We start from the raw sequence: 23,566 nt of genomic DNA on the forward strand, positions 1-23,566 counted from the left end.
CGCGTGTGGGAACCGGGAAGAACAATCAACCCACCATCGTCTTCATACACATCCGTCAAATAAAAAAACACCACCAGATGATCGCACAGACATTTTCCGTCTCGAGCCAGATAATACGGTGCTTCAGGTCCTTTGCTGGGGCTCTCCCGTGCCGAATGCAGGGGATGAAATTCGTGCGTGTGATTATTCACCATCAAATTGCCACTCGTCAAACGCGGGCGATCATTCATCAGCGCCTTCACAATCGGCCACACTTTGGGATGTCGCGTCAAAGCCTCCAGCGAGCGGTCAAAGGCAAAACCATAGAAGTGCCAGATAAAATGATTTCGCAAGCGATCTACCTGAAAACCCGGCGGCAAATCCTCATCTGATGCTTGCATATACCGATCAGCCGCTGCTTGCGCTTGTGCCAACGCATCTCCTGTCACTACGCCCTCTAAGTGCAAATATCCCGTCAAATCGAAGAAATACTTTTGCTCTGGGGTCATTATCGCACCTCCATCTATTGTTCGACCCAGTGACGGTACAAAGGCTTCACATCTTCCGGCAACCCGTCGTAAACCTCCCTTTGCAATGGCGTAGATTCGTAATTCTTGCCACCTGTCTCCACCACCATCATCTCGTGCTCGGGTTTGCCAATATGCGACGGATTCAAATTCAACCACCACGGGGCATAGCGCACAATCAAAGCCACGCGCGGTTGGTCACTCTGATTTGATGCCACTGCATGCCACAATCTGCTATCGTAAATCAGCACACTGCCCGCTGCGCCCTTCACCTGCATCTCGGAGGGATACGGCGCATCCTGATCCACATCCTCCATCCCACCTGCCGCCGGGTTATCGAGCCATCGATGACTGCCCGGCACGAGAAATGTCCCGCCATTTTTCTCATTAAACGCCGTCAACATCCAGATAGACGACAAATGCAATAACGCATCGGGATACGGCGCGGGAACATGAGACGCATTGGTCGCATTATACGGCCAATCCGCGTGCCAGTACCCCCTTTCATTGCCCGGATAATTGATCACACAATCCGTGCAAGAAACGCGCGCATAAGGTCCAAACAACGCATCCACCACATCCATCATCTTTCGACTTGCCAGATAAGGGGCGAAAATCTGCGTATCATTAATCACCTGCCGCAAACTCGCCACCCCCTCTGCACCAACGCGATGTCCCCGCGCCCGGGTTGCGGCCAGTGCCGCCTCTGACTCCGCGTGTTTTCGCGCCTGTGCTGCCACTATGGCTTGCCGCACGGTATCCACCTCATCTTCGGGAATCACATTTTCAACCACGTAAAACCCATCGCGCTTGAGTTTTTCGAGAATACGAGAAACCGACATCATTTACACCCTCCAGAATGTTATTCCGCAATCCTGTTGCAAAAAAGATACACATGTCGTATTGTTTCACACAACGCATATCGGGTTTCAGACATTAGATATACGCACAACTTCTTATTTTTTCAAATTTTATTTTTATCTAAGAAAGACCACAAGACACGGGCACGGATTTTGCATAATTATATCTAAAAATTCAAAAACCACAAGAGTGCTACCAGCATGTACAAATATCTCATCTTGCTCTGCTTGTTTGCCACCCCTGCTCTGGGACAAATTGGGCACGAAATAGAAAAGATTGAAGTGCGCGGCAATGAAAAAACCCGTGTTGAAATCATTCGCCAGGTCTTACCCATAAAAGTGGGGGATAACCTGCACGAGGGGGATATCGACCGCTGCCGCGTAATCCTCGAGCGATTGCTACTTTTCCGAACTGCATATGTCAATGTCAAGCCCGGTGCAGAAAAAGGCAAAGCCATTCTCGTGGTCTATGTACAGGAAAAGCGCTTTGGCGATCTGGGCCTGAGCCTTGAATATTCCGAACTCGATGGCTTTGGCGCGTCCGCAAATGCGCATTATGCCAATCTGCGTGGCGAGGGGAAATTAGTCGGCGTAGAATACGGTTTGGGAGAACGCTTCAAATACTGGGGGTTCCACTACAGCGATCCGCTCTTTCTCAAAACCAATCAGGCATTTCACATTCAAGTAACGGGGTCTTCTGCAGACCGCGACATCTTTCGCGATCGAAACCCCGATATCAGGGGGCGCTACGATCTCGAACGCATCGGATTTGCTATGGGTTTTGGTCAACCCTCTCCCCTGCGCGCCTACCATTTCGTCTTAAAATACGCCTTTGAAGCCATACAAATCGGCGATTTTCAACATCCTTCTATCCCCACAGGCGGTGGGATCTTCGCCAATGAAATTAAAGCCGCCGTAGGGCGGGAAACCCTCTCCACACTTTCTTTTAATCTGTTCAAACAACCCGTAAGCGCGATCTGGAGACAAGGCACGGATTTTAACGCCCGACTCACGCTATCTTCCAAACTACTGGGATCAGTTGCAAATTATATCAAACTTCGCACGGAACTCTATCGGCACCAGCAAATTACTGCAGGACACATCCTCTCGCTCGGCGTCAAAACAGGGGGCATCTGGGGAAGTCCGCCCTTTTACGAACGCTTTTATCTCGATGGGAATAATCAACTCAGAGGCATAGAACGCCGCGTTATTGGGCCAGAAGGCGGCACCTTGTTTTTTGCGACTGAAGCCCTCTATGCCATCGATCTCAAAACCCTGGGGCGGGTATATGCCTTTGCCGAAAGCGGTGGTGTACATCGCTCTGTAAATAGCAAAAATCGGCGAGATGCCGACTTCGCCTTTGGCGTGGGCATGCTCCTCTTTAACCGCGTAGATATCAGCTTTGGAATTAGCACGGGAACACTCATCGTAAAATCACACCGCTTTGCCGGCGTCAAGATTGGTCTGTGAGGAAGAGATGACCCGGTTCTTCATCCAAACACTCACAGTTTGCGCGCTGGCAAGCGTGCAACCCGTAATTGCACAACACATACCGCAAGACAGTCTTTATATTTATGTGCAATCCGATACCCTGCGCCTTGATGCAACCATCGATTCTCTCTTTTCAAAGCGAACGATTGACGCCATTGAATCGGGCATGACGACATCTATCGCCGTGCAATTTCGCCTGCGGACAGGCCGCGGGAATAATCTGGGACAAAGCAGTCTGCTCAGGCGTTTGGAACACGACATCTGGGAAGGGCAATATCGCCTCATCCGGCAATCCGCACACCCAGACACGCAGATTACATCTCATTTTGAAGACATTCGACATGCGTGTTCTGAACTTCAGGGAGTCGCACTGGCTCGGCTTCCCTTTCCCGACGAGCCTATCTCTTTACAGGTGCGGATAGACGTAAACCCGATCTCACCCGAGCAACGAGAACGCACGCGACAATGGCTCAAGATAATCGAAAAAGGCAGTTTCCTCGAATTTTTTTTCTCTCTGGACAGATCCACATCTCCCGAATGGATTGACCTGTTCAGATTTCGCCCCAGCGCACTCCCACATCTTCTGACTGAATAACGCTCTGCCTGGAGACACAACCATGAGATCTATTCCCTTGCGCTGGCGCATCATCGCCTCCCTGATTGGTCTGGCATTGGGCACGACGCTCCTACTCGCGCTACTCGCACGACATTTTTTGGCGCTGAGCCTTCAGACCAACGTCAATCTCGAGATGGGCAGTGCGCTGACCAGTGCGCTTTCTTTGGCAAAAGAGAACTACGACGCCAAAAAACGGCAACTTCAGGACATTGGGCAACTTTTGTCTGCACCGCCTCACCGCGACCTCAATGCCTTACACGCCGCATTTGCAGATGCCGGCCTCGACGACCTGCCCCTCCGTATTTCGCCTATCGAGCAAATCGACACAGACCTTTCACAAGGTCCTGTGGTCTCCAAAGTAGAAAACGATCAACTGCAACTGGTACTCGCCCTTCCCGATTCGCAACGCGCACTAACTGCCCGGCTTTCACTCGAGGCACTCATCGATGTTGAAAATGCCGTACATACGTACAAACATATTGAAATGGCAGAAGCCGATCTGCGCACTGCTTTTCTACTCGCCTTTCTCGTCGCCGCAACAGGCGTTGTCCTTCTGGCATCTGTGATTGGCGTTCGCATTGGCTTTGGGATCACGCGCCCGCTTAACGCACTGCTTAAAGGCACGCGAGAAATGGGACGCGATAACCTGCAATACCGCATTCCCAAAGGCAGAGATGACGAGATCGGCTTACTTATCGAGTCCTTTAACCAGATGGCACAAGACCTTGTAGAAAACAGGCGCAAAAGACTTGAAGCTGAGCAAATTGCAGCCTGGCGAGAAATTGCGCGGCGCCTGGCTCACGAAATAAAAAATCCGTTAACGCCCATTCAACTTGCCGTGCAGCAAATGCGCGATAAATATTCTGGCAATGATCCCGCGTATCAACAATTTGTAACCAACTGCACAGAAATCGTCACAGAAGAAGTCGAAAATCTCAGATCTCTGGTTCAAGAATTTGCCAACTTTGCCCGCATGCCGTCTCTCTCGCTATCTCCCAGCGACCTCAATGAGTGTGTAAACAATGTCGTTCGCCTCTACCCGGATGCCCATATTCACCTCGACCTGGAGGAAAATCAGCCCGCGCTTGAACTGGACATTGAGCAGATGCGCCGGGTGCTGATTAATCTGATAGAAAATAGTCTTGACGCCTCTGGCAAAAACGGCCAGATCGAGATACGCACGCGCACGTCTGACGACACGGCTATACTGTCCGTAATTGACAGCGGGCCTGGTGTTCCTTTAGAAGACCGCGCACGCATCTTCCGACCTTATGTCTCCACGAAAGAAAGCGGTATGGGCCTGGGCCTTGCCGTAGTACACAATATCATTGAAGATCACGGGGGGCACATCTCGGTCAAAGATGCCCCTACAGGAGGCGCGCAATTCGACCTTCAACTCCCCATTCCCGACCGAGCCATAGCGCAACCGGAGGAACAGCGATGAACCAAAATATTCTCATTATTGACGACGAAAGAAATATCCGCCGAACCTTAGACATGATCCTATCGGGTGAAGGCTATCAGGTCTTCCCCTGTGCCTCGGCACAAGTGGGTCTTGACGTAATAAAAAAAGAACGCATTCACCTGGTCTTGCTCGACATTGTTATGCCAGAGATCAATGGCCTCGATCTTTTGCCCAAACTTCTCGAAGTGCGTCCCAATCTGGCAGTCATCATGATTTCGGGACACGGCAATGTGCAAAACGCCGTTCTCGCCATCAAACGAGGAGCTTATGATTTCCTGGAAAAACCCCTCGATCGCGACAAAGTGCTCATGGCGATTTCTCGCGCCCTTCAAACGCGAAAACTCACCGCGGAAAATCGCCACCTCAAGCAACAAATTGAGAGTCGCTATGAAATGGTGGGGCAAAGTCTTGCCCTGACAGAAATTCGCAACCAGATCGCGCGGGTTGCCCCCACCAATGGGCGTGTCCTCATCCTCGGTGAAAGCGGCACAGGTAAAGAACTCATTGCCCGCGCTGTGCACAAAATGAGTCACAGAGCGAAAAATTCCTTTGTCAAAGTAAACTGTGCTGCCATCCCCGAAGAACTCATTGAAAGCGAATTGTTTGGAAGTGATCGAGGCGCATTTACCGGCGCGGTCAAAACGCGCGATGGCAAATTCCTTCAGGCCGATGGCGGGACGTTATTTCTCGATGAAATTGGCGACATGAGCCTGTCGGTACAGGCCAAGGTTTTGCGCGCACTCGAGCAGGGTGAATTTGAACGGGTAGGCGGTGCCAAAACCTTTCGGGTAGATGTGCGCGTCATCGCTGCGACAAACAAAAACTTGCACGCCGAAGTCGAGCAGGGCAAATTTCGAGAAGATCTCTACTTTCGCCTGAATGTGGTGCCATTGACAGCGCCGCCCTTGCGGGAGCGCCGCGAAGACATCCCCGCGTTGGCCGAACACTTCCTCAACGCCTATGCCGAAGAAAATGGATTTTTACCCAAAGCACTATCGGCAGAAGCGCGAGACCTGCTCTTGCAATACGACTGGCCCGGCAACATCCGCGAACTGAAAAACCTGGTTGAACGCCTTTCAATTATGGTTCCAGGAGACACCATCTACCCCGAAGATCTACCCGCTTTAGATGGTATGTCCATTCCAAAACAACCCGATTCTTTCCCGGATCTCGGTGCGGGAAAAACGCTTCGTCAGGTACGCGAGGCCGTTGAGCGACACTACATTGCCGAAGCACTGGAGCGACATGGTGGAAATGTCACACGCGCATCCAATGCCCTGGGCATTGAGCGCACCAACTTGCACAAAAAAATAAAACAATACGATCTCGAAAGATGAAACCTTTCCAAAACGCCATATAAAAAAAGCGCGGAAGTGAATTCCGCGCTAAAAAAGAATTGGCGTGCAAAGAATATTACAGCCCAGCAGCTTTTTTTAATACCTGGGCTTTACCCGTCTGCTCCCATGTAAATTCTCCGCGTCCAAAATGCCCATAAGCAGCTGTAGAACGATACACGGGCCTGGTCAACTCGAGTGCTGCAATAATGCCAGAAGGCGTCAGATCAAAGTGTTCCTTAATCAAAGCGACGATTTTTGATTCTTCAATTTTGCCCGTGCCAAACGTATCTACGGCGACCGAAACGGGTTTTGCCACCCCAATAGCGTAGGCCAATTGCACTTCACATCGAGATGCGAGGCCCGCTGCCACGACATTTTTTGCGACCCAGCGCGCGGCATAATGCCCACTGCGATCTACTTTGCTCGGATCCTTGCCGGAAAACGCCCCGCCGCCGTGACGTCCCATCCCACCGTACGTATCCACAATAATTTTTCTTCCGGTCAATCCACAATCGCCGTGTGGCCCACCTACCACAAATTTGCCGGTTGGGTTGACGTGATAAATCGTATCCCCATCCAGAAGATGCGTGGGCACCACCTCGCGAATAACTTTCTCCTTCACATCCCTTACAATCTGCTCGTGCGATACCTCTTCATCGTGCTGCGTCGAAACCACCACTGTGTGAACGCGAACCGGATCGTCCCTATCGTATTCCACTGTCACCTGTGCTTTGCTATCAGGGCGCAAATACGAAAGCCCTTTGTCTTTGCGAATTTGCGCGAGTTCTGCCACCAATTGGTGAGACAGGGTAATGGGCAAAGGCATTAATTCTGGTGTTTCTCGACACGCATATCCAAACATCATTCCCTGATCGCCCGCTCCTTGCTCGGCGTGCAACCCTTCTCCCGCTGTTACCCCTTGTGAAATATCGGGCGATTGCTGGTCTAAAGCCACCAACACAGCACAGCTTCTGTAATCAAATCCATAGCTCGAATCCGTATAGCCAATCTCTTTAATCACACCGCGCACCAGCGACTGAAAATCTACAACTGCCTTACTGGTCACTTCCCCTGCGACTACCACAAGCCCGGTTGTCACCAGCGTTTCACAAGCCACCCTCGATTTGGGATCTTTCTTCAACATAGCATCGAGCACCGCATCCGAAATTTGATCTGCCACCTTATCTGGATGCCCTTCAGAAACTGATTCCGACGTAAACAAACGGCCCATAAAGCCCACTCCTATAAAAAATCAGAACAATGACAATCTCATTTGTAGTGTATTCTCACCACTTTCCCCACCAACGAACGTCTCATTATCATCGGATAAAGTGGCGTTTACACGCGCCCGAATATCTGTGACCTCATGCATATTGAGCACATCTTCGCCAAGTGCCTGAAGCCGCTTAAAGGATGTATTGCGAATTGCGCGTTTGACCTCGGGCAATGCCGAAGGCGTCATCGACAGCTTGTCAACCCCCAGGCCCATCAGCAACAGTCCAGAACGCGGATCGCCCGCCATCTCGCCGCAAACAGTCACCGGTATATTTTGTTCGTGCGCAGCATCGACCACGATCTTGATCAATCGCAACACCGCGGGGTGAAACGGATCGAATAAATACGAGACGAGATCATTGCCGCGATCAACAGCAAGCGTGTACTGGATCAGGTCGTTGGTGCCAATACTGAAAAAATCGACTTCCCTTGCCAATTGATCGGCTATCAGCGCCGCAGAAGGGACTTCGATCATAACTCCAACGGGACACTGAGGATCAAAAGGCACACCTTCTCGCGTCAGTTCTTCGCGCACATCATTGAGCACGGCAAGGGCCTCGCGCAATTCGTCAATCCCCGAAATCAGAGGCAACATCAACTTCACATTGCCAACGGCACTCGCTTTTAAAATTGCCCGGAGCTGTACTTTGAAAAGATCGCGGTGCCTCAACGTCAGCCGGATGGAACGCAGCCCCAAAAAGGGATTCATCTCTGTCTGTGTATTGAGCACATGCGACATTTTATCGCCCCCCAGATCCAGGGTGCGAATCACGAGGGGATGTGGCGCAATGCGCTTGGCCATTTGCGAATAAGCAGTAACCTGCGAGGCCTCATCGGGCAAAATATCGCTGGAGAGATAGAGATATTCCGTGCGGTACAACCCGACGCCCTCAGCACCGTAATCCATCGCAGAATGCACCTCGCTGGGCAATTCTACATTGGCCTGCAACGCGACCCGAACACCGTCCTCAGTCTGGGCGGGCAAATCTCGGGAATCGACCAACCCGGCTTTTCGCCTTCTCAGTTTTTCAGCCAGATCCCGATACTGCGCGAGTGTTTTATCATCCGGATTAAGTATCAAATGCCCGCGGTGACCATCTACTATTGCCACATCGCCAATACGCGCATTAGATAGCGCGTTGGCAACGCTGACAACAGCGGGAATCTCTAACCCGCGCGCCAGAATAATTGCGTGAGACGTGGAACCACCAACCTCTGTCACAAGCCCCAAAACTCGGTCGGGTTGCAAGTGCGCCATATCATCGGGCAGCAAATCGCGTGCAACGACAATTGATTTGTCGGGCAATCGGTCTAATCCGGCTTTTTCCCAATTCCCCAATTTGGCCAATACCCGCTTTGTAATGCCCAATAAATCAGCACCGCGTTCTCTCAAATAATCATCTTGAAACGCTTCAAATTGACGACGCAGATTCTGGAAAGTCGTCCAGAAAGCGTATTCAGCATTATATTTTTCTATATGTGGATATGTAAGCTCGAGAAGCATGGGGTCTTGCAACATGAGCAGATGCGCGTCGAATATCTGCGCGTGCTCTTTGCCCAGTATGTCCTCGACATGCGCCCGCGTTGCCGCCAAATCCTCGGATACTGCTTTGATTGCCTCCTGCAGTCTCGTTTTTTCTGCGGGAATATCGCGAGGATCTATCCGGCGTTGATCCACGGGAAACTCTTCTGGATCGTATAAATATACCGGTGCAATTGCAATGCCCGGAGACGCCTGTATGCCTTTGAGATATTTCATAGCTCAGTCAAATTTTGATTCGATCATTTCGACGATATGATCCAGTGCGGTGCAGGCATCTTCACCTTCAACCCGCACCGTGATCACAGAATCCACTTCCGCAGCCAACATCATCACACCCATAATGCTTTTGCCATTAATTGCCAGACCATCTTTTTCCAGTGTAATTTCAGAAGTAAATTTAGCCGCCGCCTGTACCAGTAAAGCCGCGGGTCTCGCGTGAATACCCAGTTTGTTTTTTACCGTAGCCCGTCGTTCCAGCATCGTATCTATCACCCATAATCAGAAACATTTGAAATTCAATCTTCAGCAATCAGTTGCAAGACCTGTTCTTCCCCGTGAATATGGCCTGCACCACCGGCCCTGGTACAGGTCAATGCCGCACTTCCACTGGCAAATTGCACACTGCGCGTCAGCGTCCAGCCCTGCAAATACCCGTAAATAAGACCGGCTCGAAAGGCATCTCCCGCTCCTGTTGTATCGCGCGCAGTGACCTGATATGCGGGCTGTTCAAAACTATTGCCATTTTCCTGAAAAACCTGACATCCCTGTTTTCCCCTGGTAATCACCACAGTTTCTATACCCGCCTTCAAAAGCCCGACCGCCACATCCGAAGGCATGCCCATTCGGTGTCGGCGCATAAAGCCGTCAGAATTTATCACCACATCACAGAATTTTGCAAGCGGATGATCGGGCGTCAGTTCAATAGCAAACACCGTCACATCACAAGCCCGCGCAATTTGAGCTGCTCGGACTGCATTTTCACCCAAAAAAGGATCGACCGACAACAGGGCAACACCATCGAGATCCGCCTCAGTTAGTGGCCTGCTACGCACATCGGGGAAATGTCCACAAATCGTTCGCCCACCATTGACGTCAGACAGGATAACAGCGTGCCCGGTGCGAACACTTGGATCTATATCGAGCCTGCGGATATCCACATCAAATTGACGCATTGCGCGCCAAAAAAGCGCGCCCCTGCGGTCATCGCCCAATGCACACCCCATCAACCGCACATTGACCCCCAACCCGCTCAACGTCACCGCTGTATTGGTCGCTTCCCCACCGACAAATTCTTCGTCGCGAAACGCGCGCGTGTGTCCATTGCGCTCAGGAAACCAGGCCACTTGCACGATTTGATCGATACCCATTACACCGTAACACAACACTGCACCAGATGAAATAGCCATAACAATACGCTCGCATAAAAAAACCGTCCGCAAAGACGGTAACGACCATCCCCAATTGTAAAAAAAATGGACTCAGTCGAGACAGTGAATGGCAGAGGAAAACGCGCCAATCAATGCGGCATCCCAGCCCGTTTCTTCAAAAATACTGCCAACCACCACAAAAGATGCACCCAGGGCGACCCGTTTTGCCGCAGCTTCGGGATCGCGAATGCCACCGCCGACAATTATGGGAATCGACACATAACTACAAACTGCCTGTACTATTTTTTCAGGTACCATCAACTCTGGCCCGCTGCCAGCATCCAAATACACGCATTGCATACCCAAATACTCAGCGGCAAGAGCGTGTGCCATTGCAATCTCGGGTTTGTCGCGCGGCAAGGGACGTGTGTTGCTCACGTATTCGGCTGTGGTCAACTGCCCGGTATCCACGAGCGCGTAGCCGGTTGCAATCGCCTCTAAGCCGTGTGCTTTCAAAATTGGCGCGGCCTTAACGTGTTGCCCAATAAGCAATTCGGGATTGCGTCCACTGATAAGCGACAAAAACATAATCGCATCAGCAGCCGCTGAGATCTGGTTGGTATCACCGGGAAATATAATCACCGGAATATCTACAGCGCTTACGACCTCGCGCACCATGCGATCAAAATTGGTGGATAACAAAAAACTGCCGCCGATCAAAATGGCGTCTGCTCCTTGCGCTTCGCAAAGAGAGGCCGTGCGCCCCAGATCTTTTTTGTCGAGCCTATCGGGATCCAGATAGGGCAAAAACCCCGCCCCGCGACGATTGCGAATAGCCACCAACTGTTCAAATATCGACATTGAGGCACTCACCCTCCCACCTGTGCCCGAATGATGTGGGGCACTTGCGCCAGAGCTTCTCCGATCTTTTCGGGAAACTTGCCACCGGCCTGCGCCAGATGGGGACGACCACCGCCACCGCCACCCACAATCTGTGCGATGGCTTTGACAACATTGCCGGCCTGCACACCCCGACCGATCAGATCGTCCGTCACCACAGCGAGAAGCGATGCCTTGCCATTTAAATTCGCGCCAATCACGCCAACGCCCTCTGTACCCAGGGCATCGCGCAAGCCATCGCCCATTGTGCGAAACCCCTCCATATCGGATGGCGAGACCTCGGCGGCCACAACGCGCACGCCGTTTACATTCAGAGCACTGCTCACCAGCATATCCATCTCTGAACCGGCCTGCTCGCGCCGCAAGCTCTGCAACTCGCGCTCGAGTTCGCGATTGTGCGCGATCAGGTGCGCGACCTTATCCGACAATTCCGATGCCGATGCACTCAGTTGCGACGAGAGATCGGTCAAAATTTTCTTTTGTTCGCGCACGAGGGCTTCTGCTCCCGGCCCGGTAACCGCCTCAATGCGCCGCACGCCAGCTGCGGTACCCGTCTCTTGCGTGAGCTGAAACAGCCCGATTTGCCCGGTGCTTTGCACATGCGTGCCACCGCACAACTCCAGACTAAAATCCCCCACCTGCACCATGCGCACCTCATCGCCATATTTTTCGCTAAACAACATCATCGCACCCATTTCCACGGCGCGATCCAACGTATCAAAAGAAATATCGACAGCCCAATCCCGCCTGACCGCATCATTGACAATGCCTACAATATCGTCTAATTGTGCGGGCGTTACACCTTCAAAATGCGTAAAATCAAAGCGCAACCTATCTGGAGCAACCAGTGAACCGGCCTGGTGTACATGATCGCCCAATACCTGCCGCAAAGCGCGGTGCATCAGATGCGTAGCCGTGTGATTGCGCGCTGTATTCAAACGGGTTTCAGCATCGACATGCGCCTTCACATCCATCCCCACCAGCCCTTCGGCCGGCCCATTGCACAGACGACCGCGATGAACAATAGCTTCTCCCGCCTTAAATGTAGTTTCTACTTCAAAACGCACACCTTCTCCTACAATTTCACCCTTATCCCCAATCTGCCCACCAGACTCGGCATAAAAAGGCGTTATATCCAGATAGAGATTTAACATCCCATCCTGCTCGGATTGACCGACAATGCGCGAATCGGATGTGAGCGTTTCGTATCCTACAAATTCCGAATGTTTTGAAGGAAGCTTTGTGACTGTTGGGTCTCTTACTTCCAAATGAAAAGAAGCCGCCAAACGAGACCTCTCCTGCTGCTCTGCCATCTGCGCTTCAAAGCCCTCCTCATCCACCTCAATGCCTTTTTCGGCTGCCATCAACCGCGTCAAATCAATGGGAAAGCCATAGGTGTCGTATAACTGGAAAGCATCTGCTCCTGAAATATGTCCTTTTGCCTGCATCGCGTCGAAAATCTCCAGTCCGCGATCCAGTGTTTTGCCAAATCCCTCTTCCTCAGACCGAATCACCCGCGTAATATGACCGCGTTTTTCTGCCACCTCGGGAAAAGCAACACCCATTTCACTGACAACTGTCTCTACCAGTCGAAAAATAAACGGCTCATGCATCCCCAGCGAGCGCCCAAACCGCGCGGCACGGCGCAAAATCCGCCGCAAAACATAGCCTCGCCCTTCATTGGACGGCAGCACCCCATCTGCGATTGCAAATGAGAGTGTACGCACATGATCGGCAATCACGCGTATGGGTACCTGATGGTCTTTGTTATAGGGCTTTCGGGTAATCTCACTGATCGCCCCAATAATTGGCAAAAACACATCCGTATCATAAGTGGTTTGCACACCCTGTAAAATCGAACAAATCCGCTCAAACCCCATCCCCGTATCCACGTGCTGAGCTGGCAAAAGCTGCAATATGCCATCGGCACCGCGATTGTACTGAATAAAAACCAGATTCCAGATTTCGACATAATCCTCAGAGTCCAAATCCGGCACGGCATCCTGTTGCGTCGGGTCATCGCCGAGATAAAAGTGTATCTCAGAACACGGACCACAAGGACCAGTGCTCCCCATCTCCCAGAAATTATCTTTCTTGCCCAGACGCAACACGCGATTGGCGGGCAAATCCGTCACGCGCGTCCAGAGTTTTTCAGCCTCCACATCAGCCTCCAAACCATCCTCCTCGTCGCCACCAAACACCGTTGCCCACATGCGATCTTTTGGCAACTGCCACACATCTGTGAGCAACTCCCACGCCCACGCTATGGCTTCTTCTTTGAAATAGTCGCCAAAAGACCAGTTGCCCAACATCTCAAAAAACGTGTGATGGTTGGGGCTGAACCCCACTTCTTCCAGGTCATTGTGTTTGCCCGAAACCCGCAAGCACTTCTGCGTATCAACCGCCCGTGAATAAGGCCGACGCCCGGTGCCCAAAAACACATCCTTAAACTGGTTCATACCCGCATTGGTAAACAACAGTGTAGGATCGTCTTGCGGCAATAGGGGCGCACTTTGAACCCGCGTATGGCCTTTGGATTCAAAAAATGCCTGGAACTCTTCGCGAATTTGTACAGCAGTCTTCATCTTCTATTCAACCCTCTTCATTTTCTATTTTAGACCACACTTTTTGAGCGACATCTCGCGCAACCGAAACCTCAAATCCCCTGCGCCCCAAAAAACCGTACATCCGCCCGAGAGCTTTCTCACGAGACAATCCTCTGTAGCGATTTGCCCTGCTCATCAGCAAATCAAGTGCAACATCTTCAATATCAATATCTGCCAAAACATCGTCCAAAACGCGATCAATTATCTCAGCAGGAACACCCCGATGCACAAGATCGCGCACAAGTGCCATGCGTCCAGCAGGCCGCAATCGCAGCCGTTGCTCCACAAATTGACGCGCAAACAACACATCATCAACTAAATTGAGACGCTCGAGCATCGAGAGGGTCTGTTCAATCGCGCCTTGCTCATAACCCCGTGCAGCGAGTTTGTCGCAAATCTCTTTTTTTGTATAAGCACGTCTGCTCAGCAAGCGCAAGACATACGCCTTGGCTTTTTCAACCGCTTCATCGGTCTCAAACAATGCAGGCGTATCAGACTCTAATTTCACGACATTTTCTCGCTAAAAAAGAACAACAGAGCAGGTATTAAAATAGGCAAACCCACTCTGTTGTCAAAGCCTAAAATGCTATTTCTTTCTCATGTTCTCCGTGCGTTATTGTCCGGAGCTCGTGTAAGCAAAGACCTGGTCATCCCCGTTATCAACTACATAGAACAGGTTATTGGCATAGACAGCGCCAAACGGATCAGTATTAGTCAGATTGAAATCTGCATCCTCATCACGCTGACCAGAACTCATATACACATAGACCTGATCACCCCCGTCATCCCCGTTATCAACCACATAGAATCGATCGTTGACATAGCTGATACCAAACGGATTAATATTGTTTTCATCCAGATTGAAGTCTGCAGCCGCATCGCGCTGACCAGAACTCGTGTACGCATAAACCTTTGCAGTCAAAAAATCAACCACATAGAATCGGTCGTTGGTATAGGTCATACTCGACGGAGTACCGTTATTGCTATCCAGGTTGAAGTCTGCAGCCGCATCGCGCTGACCAGAACTCGTGTACGCATAAACCTTTTCATCTCCCCGATCAGACACACTCCCCCGATCAAGCACATAGAATCGGTTGTTGGCATAGATGATATCTTCCGGACCACTACTATCCAAACCGAAGTCTGCAGCCGCATCGCGCTGACCAGAACTCGTGTACGCATAGACCTTTGCATCCCTGGAATCAATTACATAGAATCGGTTGTTGGCATAGGTAATACCTTCCGGATCAGTGTTTTCGCTATCCAGAACGAAGTTTGCAGTCGAGACACGCACCTCATTCGAACAGTTGTTATCGGTATCGCTCTCTCCGCTAACGCTTTGGACACATGCGCCGTAGTAGTATATCCCCACACTCGATGGCGCATTCAAGTCAATTGACTGAGGACTCGTATCCCCCGCATTGAGACTACCTATGGCATCCGTGCCAACCGCTGTATCACTCGTTGTAATCGAATCATCGGTTGAAAGGTAGTAGCGCAAGGATGTCGCAGCCGAAGAACCCGCGCCCTGGTTGCGAACCGCAATGCTCAAACTGAGGGACTCGTCGGGACTCGGACTGATATTGCTCGCCGACGGCGAGACAACAATTAGATCGGGACTTGGATCGACACTCGGGTACCAATGAACCTTTGCACCTTCGATATCAAGCACATAGAATTGGTCGTTGACATAGACGAGACCCACCGGAGAACTGATGGCCACATCGAAGTCCGCAGCTCCAACGCGCTGACCAGACCCCGTGTACACATAGACCTTTTCATCTGCGGAATCAAGCACATAGAATAGATTATCGGCATAGGTGAGACCCGACGGAGAACTGTTAGTCAGATTAAAATCTGCAAGCGCATCGCGCTGACCAGCACTCGTGTACACATAGACCTTTTCACCTGCGGGATCAAGCACATAGAACTGGTCGTTGACATAGGTGATACTCGATGGATCATTGTTGTTGCCAGCCAGGTCGAAGTCTGCATCCGCAACACGCTGACCAGCACTCGTGTACACATAAACCTTTAGATCCGAGGAATCAAGCACATAGAATCGGTCGTTGGCATAGGTAATACTAAACGGATCACTGTTGACCAGGTCGAAGTCTGCATCCGCATCGCGTTGACCATCACTCCCATACCCATAGACCTTTCCATCATCCCCATCGAGCACATAGAATCGGTCGTTGACATAGGTAATACCCTGCGGCGTGTTATTGCTATGCAAATCGAAGTCTGCAGCAGAAGCGCGCCGTCCGTCACTCCCGTGCCCATAGACCTTATCATTCCAGAAATCAACGATATAGAATTGGTTGTTGGCAAAGGTGATACCCCTCGGATCACCGGTAAACAAACGGAAGTCTGCATCCGCAACACGCTGACCAGCACTCGTGTACACATAAACCTTATCATCCCCGTCATTAACCACATAGAATCGGTCATTGGCATAAGTGATACCTCTTGGATCACTGATACCCAAATCGAAACCCGCATCCGCATCGCGCTGACCATCACTCCCATACCCATAGACCTTATCATCCCCGTCATTAACCACATAGAATCGGTCATTGGCAAAGGTGATACCCCTCGGATCACTGATACCCAGATCAAAGTCTGCCCCCGCATCGCGCTGACCAGAACTCGTGTACCCATAGACCTTATCATCCCCGTCATCAACCACATAGAACCGGTCATTGGCAAAGGTGATACTCTGCGGGACACCGCTATCCAGACGGAAGTCGGCAGTCGCATCGCGCTGACCATCACTCCCATACCCATAGATTCTTGCACCCTCCAGATCAAGTACATAGAATCGGTCGTTGGCATAGAGGATATCTTGCGGATTATTGTTCCTATCCAGATCGAAGGTCGTCCCACCATCACCGCCTTGACCACCATCCCCACCATCGCTAACCGTAATGCTCACCCCACCTGAACAGTTATTATCCGTATTGCTCTCTCCACTGACACTCGCCACACATGCACCGTAATAGTACATGCCAGCACTCGATGGCGCGTTCAGACCGATTGATTTATCACTGGTTCCAGAAGCGGCAAGACCGCCCACCGCATCTGTGCCAACCTCTGTATCACCTGTCGAGATTGTCGCGTCGGCCGAGAGGTAATACGTCAGCGTCGTCTCAGAGGCTTGTGCATTTCCATGGTTGCGCACCGTCACATTCAGCGTAAACATCTGCTCAGGCATCAGCAGGGTGTCGCTCACCGAAGGCGCTATAACAATGAGATCAGGGCTACCACCGCCAGAGTCAGATGAGCCAAAGGCATTGGCAAAGATCAAAAAATCGCCAAAACCTATCGCACCATCCCCATCCAGATCGGCCCGGGCGTCATACCTATCATCGCCTTGATTCGCCCCAAACAGGCTTGCAAAGATCAAAAAATCTGCAAAACCAACCATCCCATCGCCGTTGAGATCCGCATCTGCAGACTGTGCAACAGTAGCCGCAGCATTAGAAGCAGCAGAGGGTTGCCCCATGCATAACAGCAACACAAGAGCAGCAATGAACGCTATTCCCTTGTTCAAAAACATTTGCAACATCCTTTCCCAATTTCTCTAAAGGCCTGGAAAAATAAAAAAATAGAATTGTCACCAGCAAAGATTCCCAGTCTTTTGAACATACGTAACATCATTTAATAAATTAAATTAGAGAAAATTGAGATGTCAACAACATACTTAAGCGGGTTCTTCCTCAATCGAAACGGGAAGCCCCACGATCTCGCGCACCTCGCGTTCGATTTTTGCAGATAAATCCGCGTTCTCTCCCAGATGGCGCTTGACATTTTCGCGCCCCTGACCAAGCCGGTCATCCCCATAAGAGAACCAGGTACCACTCTTCTTGATAATCCCGTGCAATTCGGCCATATCGATCAAACTGCCCTCTCTGGAAATACCCTCGCCAAACATCAGATCGACTTCACATTCCTTAAAAGGCGGTGCCATCTTGTTTTTTACCACGCGAATCCGAACGCGATTGCCAACAATCTCCTGCCCGTCTTTAATAGAACCAATGCGCCGAATATCTATACGCACCGATGCGTAAAACGGAAGCGCACGGCCACCGGTGGTCGTTTCGGGACTGCCAAACATCACGCCGATCTTCATGCGAATCTGATTGGCAAAAATCACACAGGTTTTAGACTGGCTGATTGATCCGACGAGTTTGCGCAGGGCTTGAGACATCAGACGGGCGTGCAGGCCCATGTGAGAGTCACCCATCTCACCTTCGAGTTCGGCGCGCGGCACCAGAGCAGCCACAGAGTCTAAAGCCACGACCTCAAAAGCACCACTGCGCACGAGAGTATCCGTAATCTCGAGTGCTTCTTCACCCGTATCGGGCTGGGCGATCAATAAATTTTCGATATCTACGCCCAGACGCTCGGCCAATTCCACATTCAATGCGTGTTCTGCATCGACAAATGCCGCTGCCCCACCGCGCTTTTGCGCCTCGGCAATAATGTGTAAAATCAAAGTCGTCTTGCCCGATCCTTCTGGACCGTATATCTCAACCACCCTCCCCTGGGGAACGCCACCTGCTCCCAATGCGACATCCAGGCTTATAGATCCCGTTGGAATAACTTCTGTGACAAGGGGCTGCCCATCTTCGCCTCCCAGGCGCATAATTGCCCCCTGTCCAAATTGCTTTTCGATTTGGGCAATAGCGTTGTCTATTGCTTGCTGCTTGCCATCCATTTGTTGCGTACCTTTAATATTGCGTTTGGCCATCTGAATCTCTCCTTACAAAAGGTTTGGGATCACGGCGCAGCCCCTCTCGTATTCTGCACCGCACAATGTGTGACAAGTATAGTGAACATTTGTATATACGTCAAGAAACAATTTAGCGATATAAAAAGGGACACCCCTAAAGCGACAAAGGTGCGAATGCCAGCCATAATATCAGAATTAAATGTCCATAAATTCCCGCAACCACATCGTCGGCCACAATACCCCATCCACCTGGCAATGCCTCGACCTGTCGGGCAGGTGGCGGCTTAATAATATCCAGTATGCGAAATATGACAAAGCCAACAATGCCCACCAACACCGACTGCGGAAGCAGGCCCACGGTCACAAAAAATCCTGCAAACTCGTCAATCACCACACGTCTGGGATCTTTACCCCAGGATTTTTCGCATGCCCCGGATGTATAAACCCCCACGAAAAACAACCCGATCAGCAACGCCCCCCACGCCCACGCGTTCAATGGTGGCAACAGACAATAAATCACCAATGCCACGCCTGATCCGGCTGTGCCCGGGGCAAAAATCGAATAGCCAGAAAAAAAGCCGGTTGCAATCAACCGGACAAAAAACGATGGCTCAGGAGGCCGAAAATCTGTCATAGCTATAGGCGGCAGCGATTCGCTCGCCTCAAAATGTCTTGCGATTCTCAATTAAATACCGAACGCCCGAGACCACTGCAACGAGGGTCACAACAGCCACCAGGACATTTAAAACCCAATAAGAAATATCGCCTACGAGCACAATTGGTTGGGCGGCCAATTCGGCTTCGACCACGCGCACATTGATAAAGACCAAAATGCCAAAAACAAGCACCAATTGCAGCATGGTTTTCCACTTTGCGAGTTGTGAGGTCACCACGGGTTTGCCTCGTCGAATCGCAAAAATGCGCAATCCCGTAATCACGACATCGCGCACGAGCATCGCCCCGATAAGCCATGCTTCAATCATGCCCAAAAGCGCAAATGCAATCAATGCCGAAGATACCAGCAACTTATCGGCCAGCGGATCCATAAAGCGACCAAAGTTGGTCACTGTACCGTCGCGCCGCGCAATGCGCCCATCGTAGAAATCAGTCAACGAGGCTACAGTAAAGACGAGCAGCGCGAGGATTTTGAAATACCAGTTGGCGGCAAAAATCAACAGCAAAAACACTGGCGTAAGCAACAGACGCGACACCGTCAAGACATTGGGCACTGTCCACAACCGATTTGGGGTATGCGGCTCAGGCATTGTCATCCGGTTCGATTCTATGGTATTTACCTGGGGCATTTAATACTCCCGGCGGCCTTCCAGCGCGCGCGACAATGTCACTTGATCAGCCAGGGCGAGATCACTGCCCACTGGCAACCCGCGCGCAATTTGTGTGACAGATACTTCAAACGGAACCAAACACTGAGACAGATATTGTGCCGTGGCATCGCCCTCTACGGTTGGACCATTGGCGAGAATGACTTCTCGAATTTCCCCCTGGCGCAGGCGTTGGAGCAATTGGGCAATATTCAAGTCTTCTGGACCAATACCATCCAGTGGCGAAATTCGCCCATCCAGTACGTGATAAAGTCCTCGATAAAGCCCGGTGCGCTCAAATGCCAAAAGGTCGCCGATAAAATCAATCACCATCACACTGGAACGATCTCGACGCGTATCGCTGCACACAGAACACGGCTCGGCCTCGGTCAAATTAAAACAAATTGAGCACCGCCGCACACGGGTCTTGACATCCACCATCAAATCGGCGAGTTCGCGCACCTCACCCGTATCCCATGTCAACATCTCCAGCGCGAGACGCCGTGCTGTTTTAGCGCCGATCCCGGGCAACCGATTCAAAGCGGAAATCAATTTTTCAATGGCCTCTGATGCCATGGAAAACTCCAAAAACTATAGCGCGAGAACTTCGCTTTTCCTATTTCAGAACCCCGGCATATTCATGCCGGGCGGAATAAGGCCCGCTGTGGCTTTCTGCATTTCTGCCTCGGCCATGTCCGCAGCTTTTTGACGCGCCTGCTGAACCGCCGCCAGCACGAGGTCTTCCAGCATTTCCACATCTTCGGGATCAACTACTTCGGGATCAATTTTTATCGACAAAATATCTTGATGCCCACTGGCCCTTACTGTCACCATACCCCCACCCGAAGTTGCCTCCACCTCTTTTGCCCCCAGTTCTTCTTGCACCCTGGACAGCTTGGCTTGCAACTTTTGGGCCTGCTTCATCATCGCGCCCATACCTTTTGCCATACTCTATCTCCTTAAAAAGCAATGTTCCCAACGCAGCAATCCCTACCTGATCACTTCCCCACTAAACACCTGCATCACCATCTGCACGCGCTCATCTTCTTCTACACCCTTCTCTTCAGCTATTTGCTCTTTATTATCCTCGTAAACGACCTCACACGAAATGGTGACTGTACCGCCAAAAACACCGCGCGCAACTTCTTCCACCAGAGCGCGTCCGCGTCGCACCTGATTGGCGTGAAATTCGAGGTTCTTTTGAAAAGCCACCACCAGAAGTCGCCCATCCATTGATTGTGGGCGGCCTTCGGCCAAAAATGTGCCCAACGACATTCGCTCATTCTTCACTGCCTGTACGAGTTGTTCCCACTTATTTTTTATAACAGAAAAATCTGGTGGCTCTTCTGGGGATACATCTGGCACCGGCGGTATTTCTTCTTCTGGCTGTTCTGCCACGGGCCGACCATTGCCCCTCTGTTGCGGGGGTGAAGATTTGGGAGCCGTTGGCCGCGGGGACACCCTCTCTCCCCTGACGCGCGCGCCTGGTCCAGACGATGTCGCCTTCTGCTTTGGTGCAGGTTGGGAACTGGGCAATGGCCGTCGCGCTCCAGTAGCCGTCCCCTGGCTTTTTAACCCCCGCTCGAGTTGTTCTAATCGACCAATCAAAACCTGCAAATCTACACTTGCCGTCATCTGCACCAGCTTCATAACCGTCAATTCGAGCCAGAATCGCGGCTCGGTCACCCGACTAATCTGTATCTCCAGTTCACCCACAGTATTGAGCATGCGCACGAGATCTGCCTCTTCGAATTGCGCGGCGGCCTCTGCATACTGCACGCGGTCAGCTTCTGGCAAATCTTCATCCGTTAAATCTCCCGCGGCACAGGCAATGAGCAAATGGCGAAAATGGGCCATCAGCCCCGTCACAAATTCGCCCAGATCACTGCCTTCGCGCGTCAATTCATCAACAATCTCCAATGCGCGGGCACCATCTCGACTCACAATCGCCTGCGTCAGATTAAAATACACATCTCGGGGAATCAAACCCAGTAAATTCTGTATGGCATCTTCTGTAATATCAGCATCTGAGAATGCAATGACCTGATCCAGCAAACTCAGTGCATCGCGCATGCCCCCATCGGCTTTTCGAGCGATCAAAAACAGAGCGGATTCTTCTGCTGTTACGCCTTCTTCATCCACAGCCATTTTGAGTTCTTCCACAATTGCCACAGGAGGAATACGCCGAAAATTGTAGCGCTGACACCGCGACAAAATGGTTTCAGGCACTTTGTGAGCTTCGGTCGTTGCAAATACAAACACAACATGCGCTGGCGGTTCTTCGAGTGTTTTGAGCAACGCATTAAAAGCCTCGGTCGTGAGCATGTGTACTTCGTCGATGATATAAACCTTGCGCTTGCCCTGCGAAGCCGCATATCCCACCTCTTCGCGCAATTGCCTGATTTCATCAATCCCGCGATTCGAAGCCCCGTCAATCTCCAGCACATCCATGCTATTGCCCTGGCGAATGGCAACACAAGAAGCACATTCCCCACATGGTTCAGCCGTTGGTCCCTGCTCGCAATTGAGTGCCATGGCAAGTAATCGCGCCGTCGTGGTCTTACCCGTTCCTCGCGGCCCGGAAAACAGGTACGATTGCGCCACGCGCTCCAGCCGAATGGCGTTTTGCAATGTGGTGGTCACATGGCTTTGTGCAACCACTGTTTCAAATGCCTGTGGCCTCCGCTTTCGGGCCATTACCGTGTAAGACATAAAAACTCCAAAGGGGGCCTCTCCAACCCCAGCCCCCATCCCGAAAAAAAGGTCGTGCACCGCGCTTCGAACCGCTACCCCAGGGCGTTCAACGAGCGCTGGCTCCTGCCAGGTGCCCCTGCGGCACACGCACCGATTTGCTTACCGCTGCTACCTTCCGGTCCTGACGGGGTTCGGCATAGGCACGTTGCGCAGGACCTGACGATCAACGCTGCACACTCATCGACCGCGATCCAAAATACCGGTTCTCAGACGTGGAATTCGACCCCGCTATAGCGGATTGCGGGCTACAGGGCACCGCTATCTCCCCGTCTAGCACGACCTGAAAACAGTGAGATACGAGAGGGATCTCGCCTCTCGCCTCTTAACAATATATTTTGGTGGAGCTGATGGGAGTCGAACCCACGACCTCTAGAGTGCGATTCTAGCGCTCTCCCAACTGAGCTACAGCCCCACCTAAACCGCTTCAACCACGATATTATGCACGCCCGAAACAGATTTGAGCACCGTGGCATCGCCCAGCACCCGTCCAATAATATTGACGGGACTTGCCGGACGAATTTCATCTCCATGACTGGCCGGGGTCTGACCGTAAAAAATGCAAAACGCATGACCCGGCGGCCAATATCCGAGGTCGTTCAACGCCACAGTTTCACATGCATCTTCGGGACCCGCTTGAACGGGAATTGCAAAGTAAATCTCATCGCCCCATGTATTAAACGAACAATCCAGCGGCAAAATCTCGCGAACTTTGTCTGCTGTCTGCGAATCGTTTAACTCGGCGTCGAGTTCAATATCGCCAACTGTAATGCGAATCGGATGCGGCATAAC

Annotated in this window: 21 protein-coding genes, 1 tRNA gene and 1 other RNA gene; 4 read left to right on the plus strand and 19 right to left on the minus strand. The window is 51.4% G+C overall.

What is annotated here, in order from left to right:
* On the minus strand, positions 1–488 hold a 488-nt coding region (locus tag OXH16_21700), incomplete at its 3' end, for a phytanoyl-CoA dioxygenase family protein (GenBank protein MCY3684026.1).
* A gap of 14 nt (positions 489–502) precedes the next feature.
* On the minus strand, positions 503–1,351 hold the full coding sequence (locus tag OXH16_21705) for a phytanoyl-CoA dioxygenase family protein (protein MCY3684027.1): 849 nt from the start codon (positions 1,349–1,351) through the stop codon (positions 503–505).
* A gap of 216 nt (positions 1,352–1,567) precedes the next feature.
* On the opposite strand from OXH16_21705, the gene OXH16_21710 reads away from it, so the two are divergent.
* From OXH16_21710 to OXH16_21725, 4 genes are read left to right on the plus strand one after another with little or no spacing between them, the layout of a single operon-like run.
* Positions 1,568–2,836: a BamA/TamA family outer membrane protein gene (locus OXH16_21710; GenBank protein MCY3684028.1), complete on the plus strand. Its 1,269-nt coding sequence runs from the start codon at positions 1,568–1,570 to the stop codon at positions 2,834–2,836.
* A 7-nt stretch (positions 2,837–2,843) separates the two neighbouring features.
* On the plus strand, positions 2,844–3,452 hold the full coding sequence (locus tag OXH16_21715; protein ID MCY3684029.1) for a DUF4390 domain-containing protein: 609 nt from the start codon (positions 2,844–2,846) through the stop codon (positions 3,450–3,452).
* Between the two features lie 22 nt (positions 3,453–3,474).
* Entirely contained in the window at positions 3,475–4,917 is a 1,443-nt protein-coding gene (locus tag OXH16_21720) for an ATP-binding protein (GenBank protein ID MCY3684030.1), read from the plus strand.
* The gene (locus OXH16_21725; GenBank protein MCY3684031.1) at positions 4,914–6,275 is read left to right on the plus strand and encodes a sigma-54 dependent transcriptional regulator; all 1,362 of its coding nucleotides are present in this window, start codon (positions 4,914–4,916) and stop codon (positions 6,273–6,275) included. Before OXH16_21720 ends, OXH16_21725 begins: the two co-directional genes overlap by 4 nt.
* A gap of 76 nt (positions 6,276–6,351) precedes the next feature.
* Here the strand turns inward: OXH16_21725 and metK are convergent, their stop codons facing one another.
* From metK to OXH16_21810, 17 genes are all read right to left on the minus strand, one after another.
* Positions 6,352–7,506, minus strand: coding sequence for a methionine adenosyltransferase (gene metK / locus OXH16_21730; protein MCY3684032.1), 1,155 nt, complete (start codon positions 7,504–7,506; stop codon positions 6,352–6,354).
* Between the two features lie 21 nt (positions 7,507–7,527).
* Positions 7,528–9,309, minus strand: coding sequence for a phosphoenolpyruvate--protein phosphotransferase (ptsP, locus tag OXH16_21735; protein MCY3684033.1), 1,782 nt, complete (start codon positions 9,307–9,309; stop codon positions 7,528–7,530).
* 3 nt (positions 9,310–9,312) lie between these two features.
* Positions 9,313–9,573, minus strand: a complete 261-nt coding sequence (locus tag OXH16_21740) for an HPr family phosphocarrier protein (GenBank protein MCY3684034.1) — start codon at positions 9,571–9,573, stop codon at positions 9,313–9,315.
* A 35-nt stretch (positions 9,574–9,608) separates the two neighbouring features.
* Positions 9,609–10,499: a carbohydrate kinase family protein gene (locus OXH16_21745; protein MCY3684035.1), complete on the minus strand. Its 891-nt coding sequence runs from the start codon at positions 10,497–10,499 to the stop codon at positions 9,609–9,611.
* Positions 10,500–10,571: 72 nt separating this feature from the next.
* The gene (locus OXH16_21750) at positions 10,572–11,321 is read right to left on the minus strand and encodes a geranylgeranylglyceryl/heptaprenylglyceryl phosphate synthase (GenBank protein ID MCY3684036.1); all 750 of its coding nucleotides are present in this window, start codon (positions 11,319–11,321) and stop codon (positions 10,572–10,574) included.
* 8 nt (positions 11,322–11,329) lie between these two features.
* Entirely contained in the window at positions 11,330–13,945 is a 2,616-nt protein-coding gene (alaS, locus tag OXH16_21755) for an alanine--tRNA ligase (protein MCY3684037.1), read from the minus strand.
* A 7-nt stretch (positions 13,946–13,952) separates the two neighbouring features.
* Entirely contained in the window at positions 13,953–14,474 is a 522-nt protein-coding gene (locus tag OXH16_21760) for a regulatory protein RecX (protein MCY3684038.1), read from the minus strand.
* A gap of 105 nt (positions 14,475–14,579) precedes the next feature.
* The gene (locus tag OXH16_21765; protein ID MCY3684039.1) at positions 14,580–17,525 is read right to left on the minus strand and encodes a hypothetical protein; all 2,946 of its coding nucleotides are present in this window, start codon (positions 17,523–17,525) and stop codon (positions 14,580–14,582) included.
* Between the two features lie 144 nt (positions 17,526–17,669).
* Complete coding sequence (gene recA / locus OXH16_21770; protein ID MCY3684040.1) at positions 17,670–18,686, minus strand: recombinase RecA; 1,017 nt, start codon at positions 18,684–18,686, stop codon at positions 17,670–17,672.
* A gap of 169 nt (positions 18,687–18,855) precedes the next feature.
* Complete coding sequence (locus OXH16_21775; GenBank protein MCY3684041.1) at positions 18,856–19,386, minus strand: phosphatidylglycerophosphatase A; 531 nt, start codon at positions 19,384–19,386, stop codon at positions 18,856–18,858.
* Entirely contained in the window at positions 19,364–20,005 is a 642-nt protein-coding gene (pgsA, locus tag OXH16_21780) for a CDP-diacylglycerol--glycerol-3-phosphate 3-phosphatidyltransferase (GenBank protein ID MCY3684042.1), read from the minus strand. The genes OXH16_21775 and pgsA overlap by 23 nt, the downstream gene beginning before the upstream one ends.
* Positions 20,006–20,599, minus strand: a complete 594-nt coding sequence (gene recR / locus OXH16_21785) for a recombination mediator RecR (GenBank protein ID MCY3684043.1) — start codon at positions 20,597–20,599, stop codon at positions 20,006–20,008.
* Positions 20,600–20,644: 45 nt separating this feature from the next.
* Entirely contained in the window at positions 20,645–20,971 is a 327-nt protein-coding gene (locus OXH16_21790; GenBank protein ID MCY3684044.1) for a YbaB/EbfC family nucleoid-associated protein, read from the minus strand.
* Between the two features lie 42 nt (positions 20,972–21,013).
* Positions 21,014–22,735, minus strand: a complete 1,722-nt coding sequence (dnaX, locus tag OXH16_21795) for a DNA polymerase III subunit gamma/tau (GenBank protein ID MCY3684045.1) — start codon at positions 22,733–22,735, stop codon at positions 21,014–21,016.
* A gap of 52 nt (positions 22,736–22,787) precedes the next feature.
* Positions 22,788–23,056: signal recognition particle sRNA large type (gene ffs, locus OXH16_21800), an RNA gene on the minus strand.
* A 57-nt stretch (positions 23,057–23,113) separates the two neighbouring features.
* Positions 23,114–23,189 (minus strand) — tRNA-Ala (locus tag OXH16_21805).
* A gap of 2 nt (positions 23,190–23,191) precedes the next feature.
* Entirely contained in the window at positions 23,192–23,563 is a 372-nt protein-coding gene (locus OXH16_21810) for a cyclophilin-like fold protein (protein MCY3684046.1), read from the minus strand.
* Between the last annotated feature and the right edge of the window lie 3 nt (positions 23,564–23,566).

It is taken from the genome of Gemmatimonadota bacterium, assembly GCA_026705765.1.
GTDB lineage: Bacteria > Latescibacterota > UBA2968 > UBA2968 > UBA2968 > VXRD01.

Bases quoted from the DNA above. Each gene is read 5' to 3' on its own strand.
- OXH16_21705 (MCY3684027.1), bottom strand. From the start codon at position 1,351: ATGATGTCGGTTTCTCGTATTCTCGAAAAACTCAAGCGCGATGGGTTT.
- OXH16_21710 (MCY3684028.1), top strand. From the start codon at position 1,568: ATGTACAAATATCTCATCTTGCTCTGCTTGTTTGCCACCCCTGCTCTG.
- OXH16_21715 (MCY3684029.1), top strand. From the start codon at position 2,844: ATGACCCGGTTCTTCATCCAAACACTCACAGTTTGCGCGCTGGCAAGC.
- OXH16_21720 (MCY3684030.1), top strand. From the start codon at position 3,475: ATGAGATCTATTCCCTTGCGCTGGCGCATCATCGCCTCCCTGATTGGT.
- OXH16_21725 (MCY3684031.1), top strand. From the start codon at position 4,914: ATGAACCAAAATATTCTCATTATTGACGACGAAAGAAATATCCGCCGA.
- metK (MCY3684032.1), bottom strand. From the start codon at position 7,506: ATGGGCCGTTTGTTTACGTCGGAATCAGTTTCTGAAGGGCATCCAGAT.
- ptsP (MCY3684033.1), bottom strand. From the start codon at position 9,309: ATGAAATATCTCAAAGGCATACAGGCGTCTCCGGGCATTGCAATTGCA.
- OXH16_21740 (MCY3684034.1), bottom strand. From the start codon at position 9,573: ATGCTGGAACGACGGGCTACGGTAAAAAACAAACTGGGTATTCACGCG.
- OXH16_21745 (MCY3684035.1), bottom strand. From the start codon at position 10,499: ATGGCTATTTCATCTGGTGCAGTGTTGTGTTACGGTGTAATGGGTATC.
- OXH16_21750 (MCY3684036.1), bottom strand. From the start codon at position 11,321: ATGTCGATATTTGAACAGTTGGTGGCTATTCGCAATCGTCGCGGGGCG.
- alaS (MCY3684037.1), bottom strand. From the start codon at position 13,945: ATGAAGACTGCTGTACAAATTCGCGAAGAGTTCCAGGCATTTTTTGAA.
- OXH16_21765 (MCY3684039.1), bottom strand. From the start codon at position 17,525: ATGTTTTTGAACAAGGGAATAGCGTTCATTGCTGCTCTTGTGTTGCTG.
- recA (MCY3684040.1), bottom strand. From the start codon at position 18,686: ATGGATGGCAAGCAGCAAGCAATAGACAACGCTATTGCCCAAATCGAA.
- pgsA (MCY3684042.1), bottom strand. From the start codon at position 20,005: ATGCCCCAGGTAAATACCATAGAATCGAACCGGATGACAATGCCTGAG.
- recR (MCY3684043.1), bottom strand. From the start codon at position 20,599: ATGGCATCAGAGGCCATTGAAAAATTGATTTCCGCTTTGAATCGGTTG.
- OXH16_21790 (MCY3684044.1), bottom strand. From the start codon at position 20,971: ATGGCAAAAGGTATGGGCGCGATGATGAAGCAGGCCCAAAAGTTGCAA.
- dnaX (MCY3684045.1), bottom strand. From the start codon at position 22,735: ATGTCTTACACGGTAATGGCCCGAAAGCGGAGGCCACAGGCATTTGAA.
- OXH16_21810 (MCY3684046.1), bottom strand. From the start codon at position 23,563: ATGCCGCATCCGATTCGCATTACAGTTGGCGATATTGAACTCGACGCC.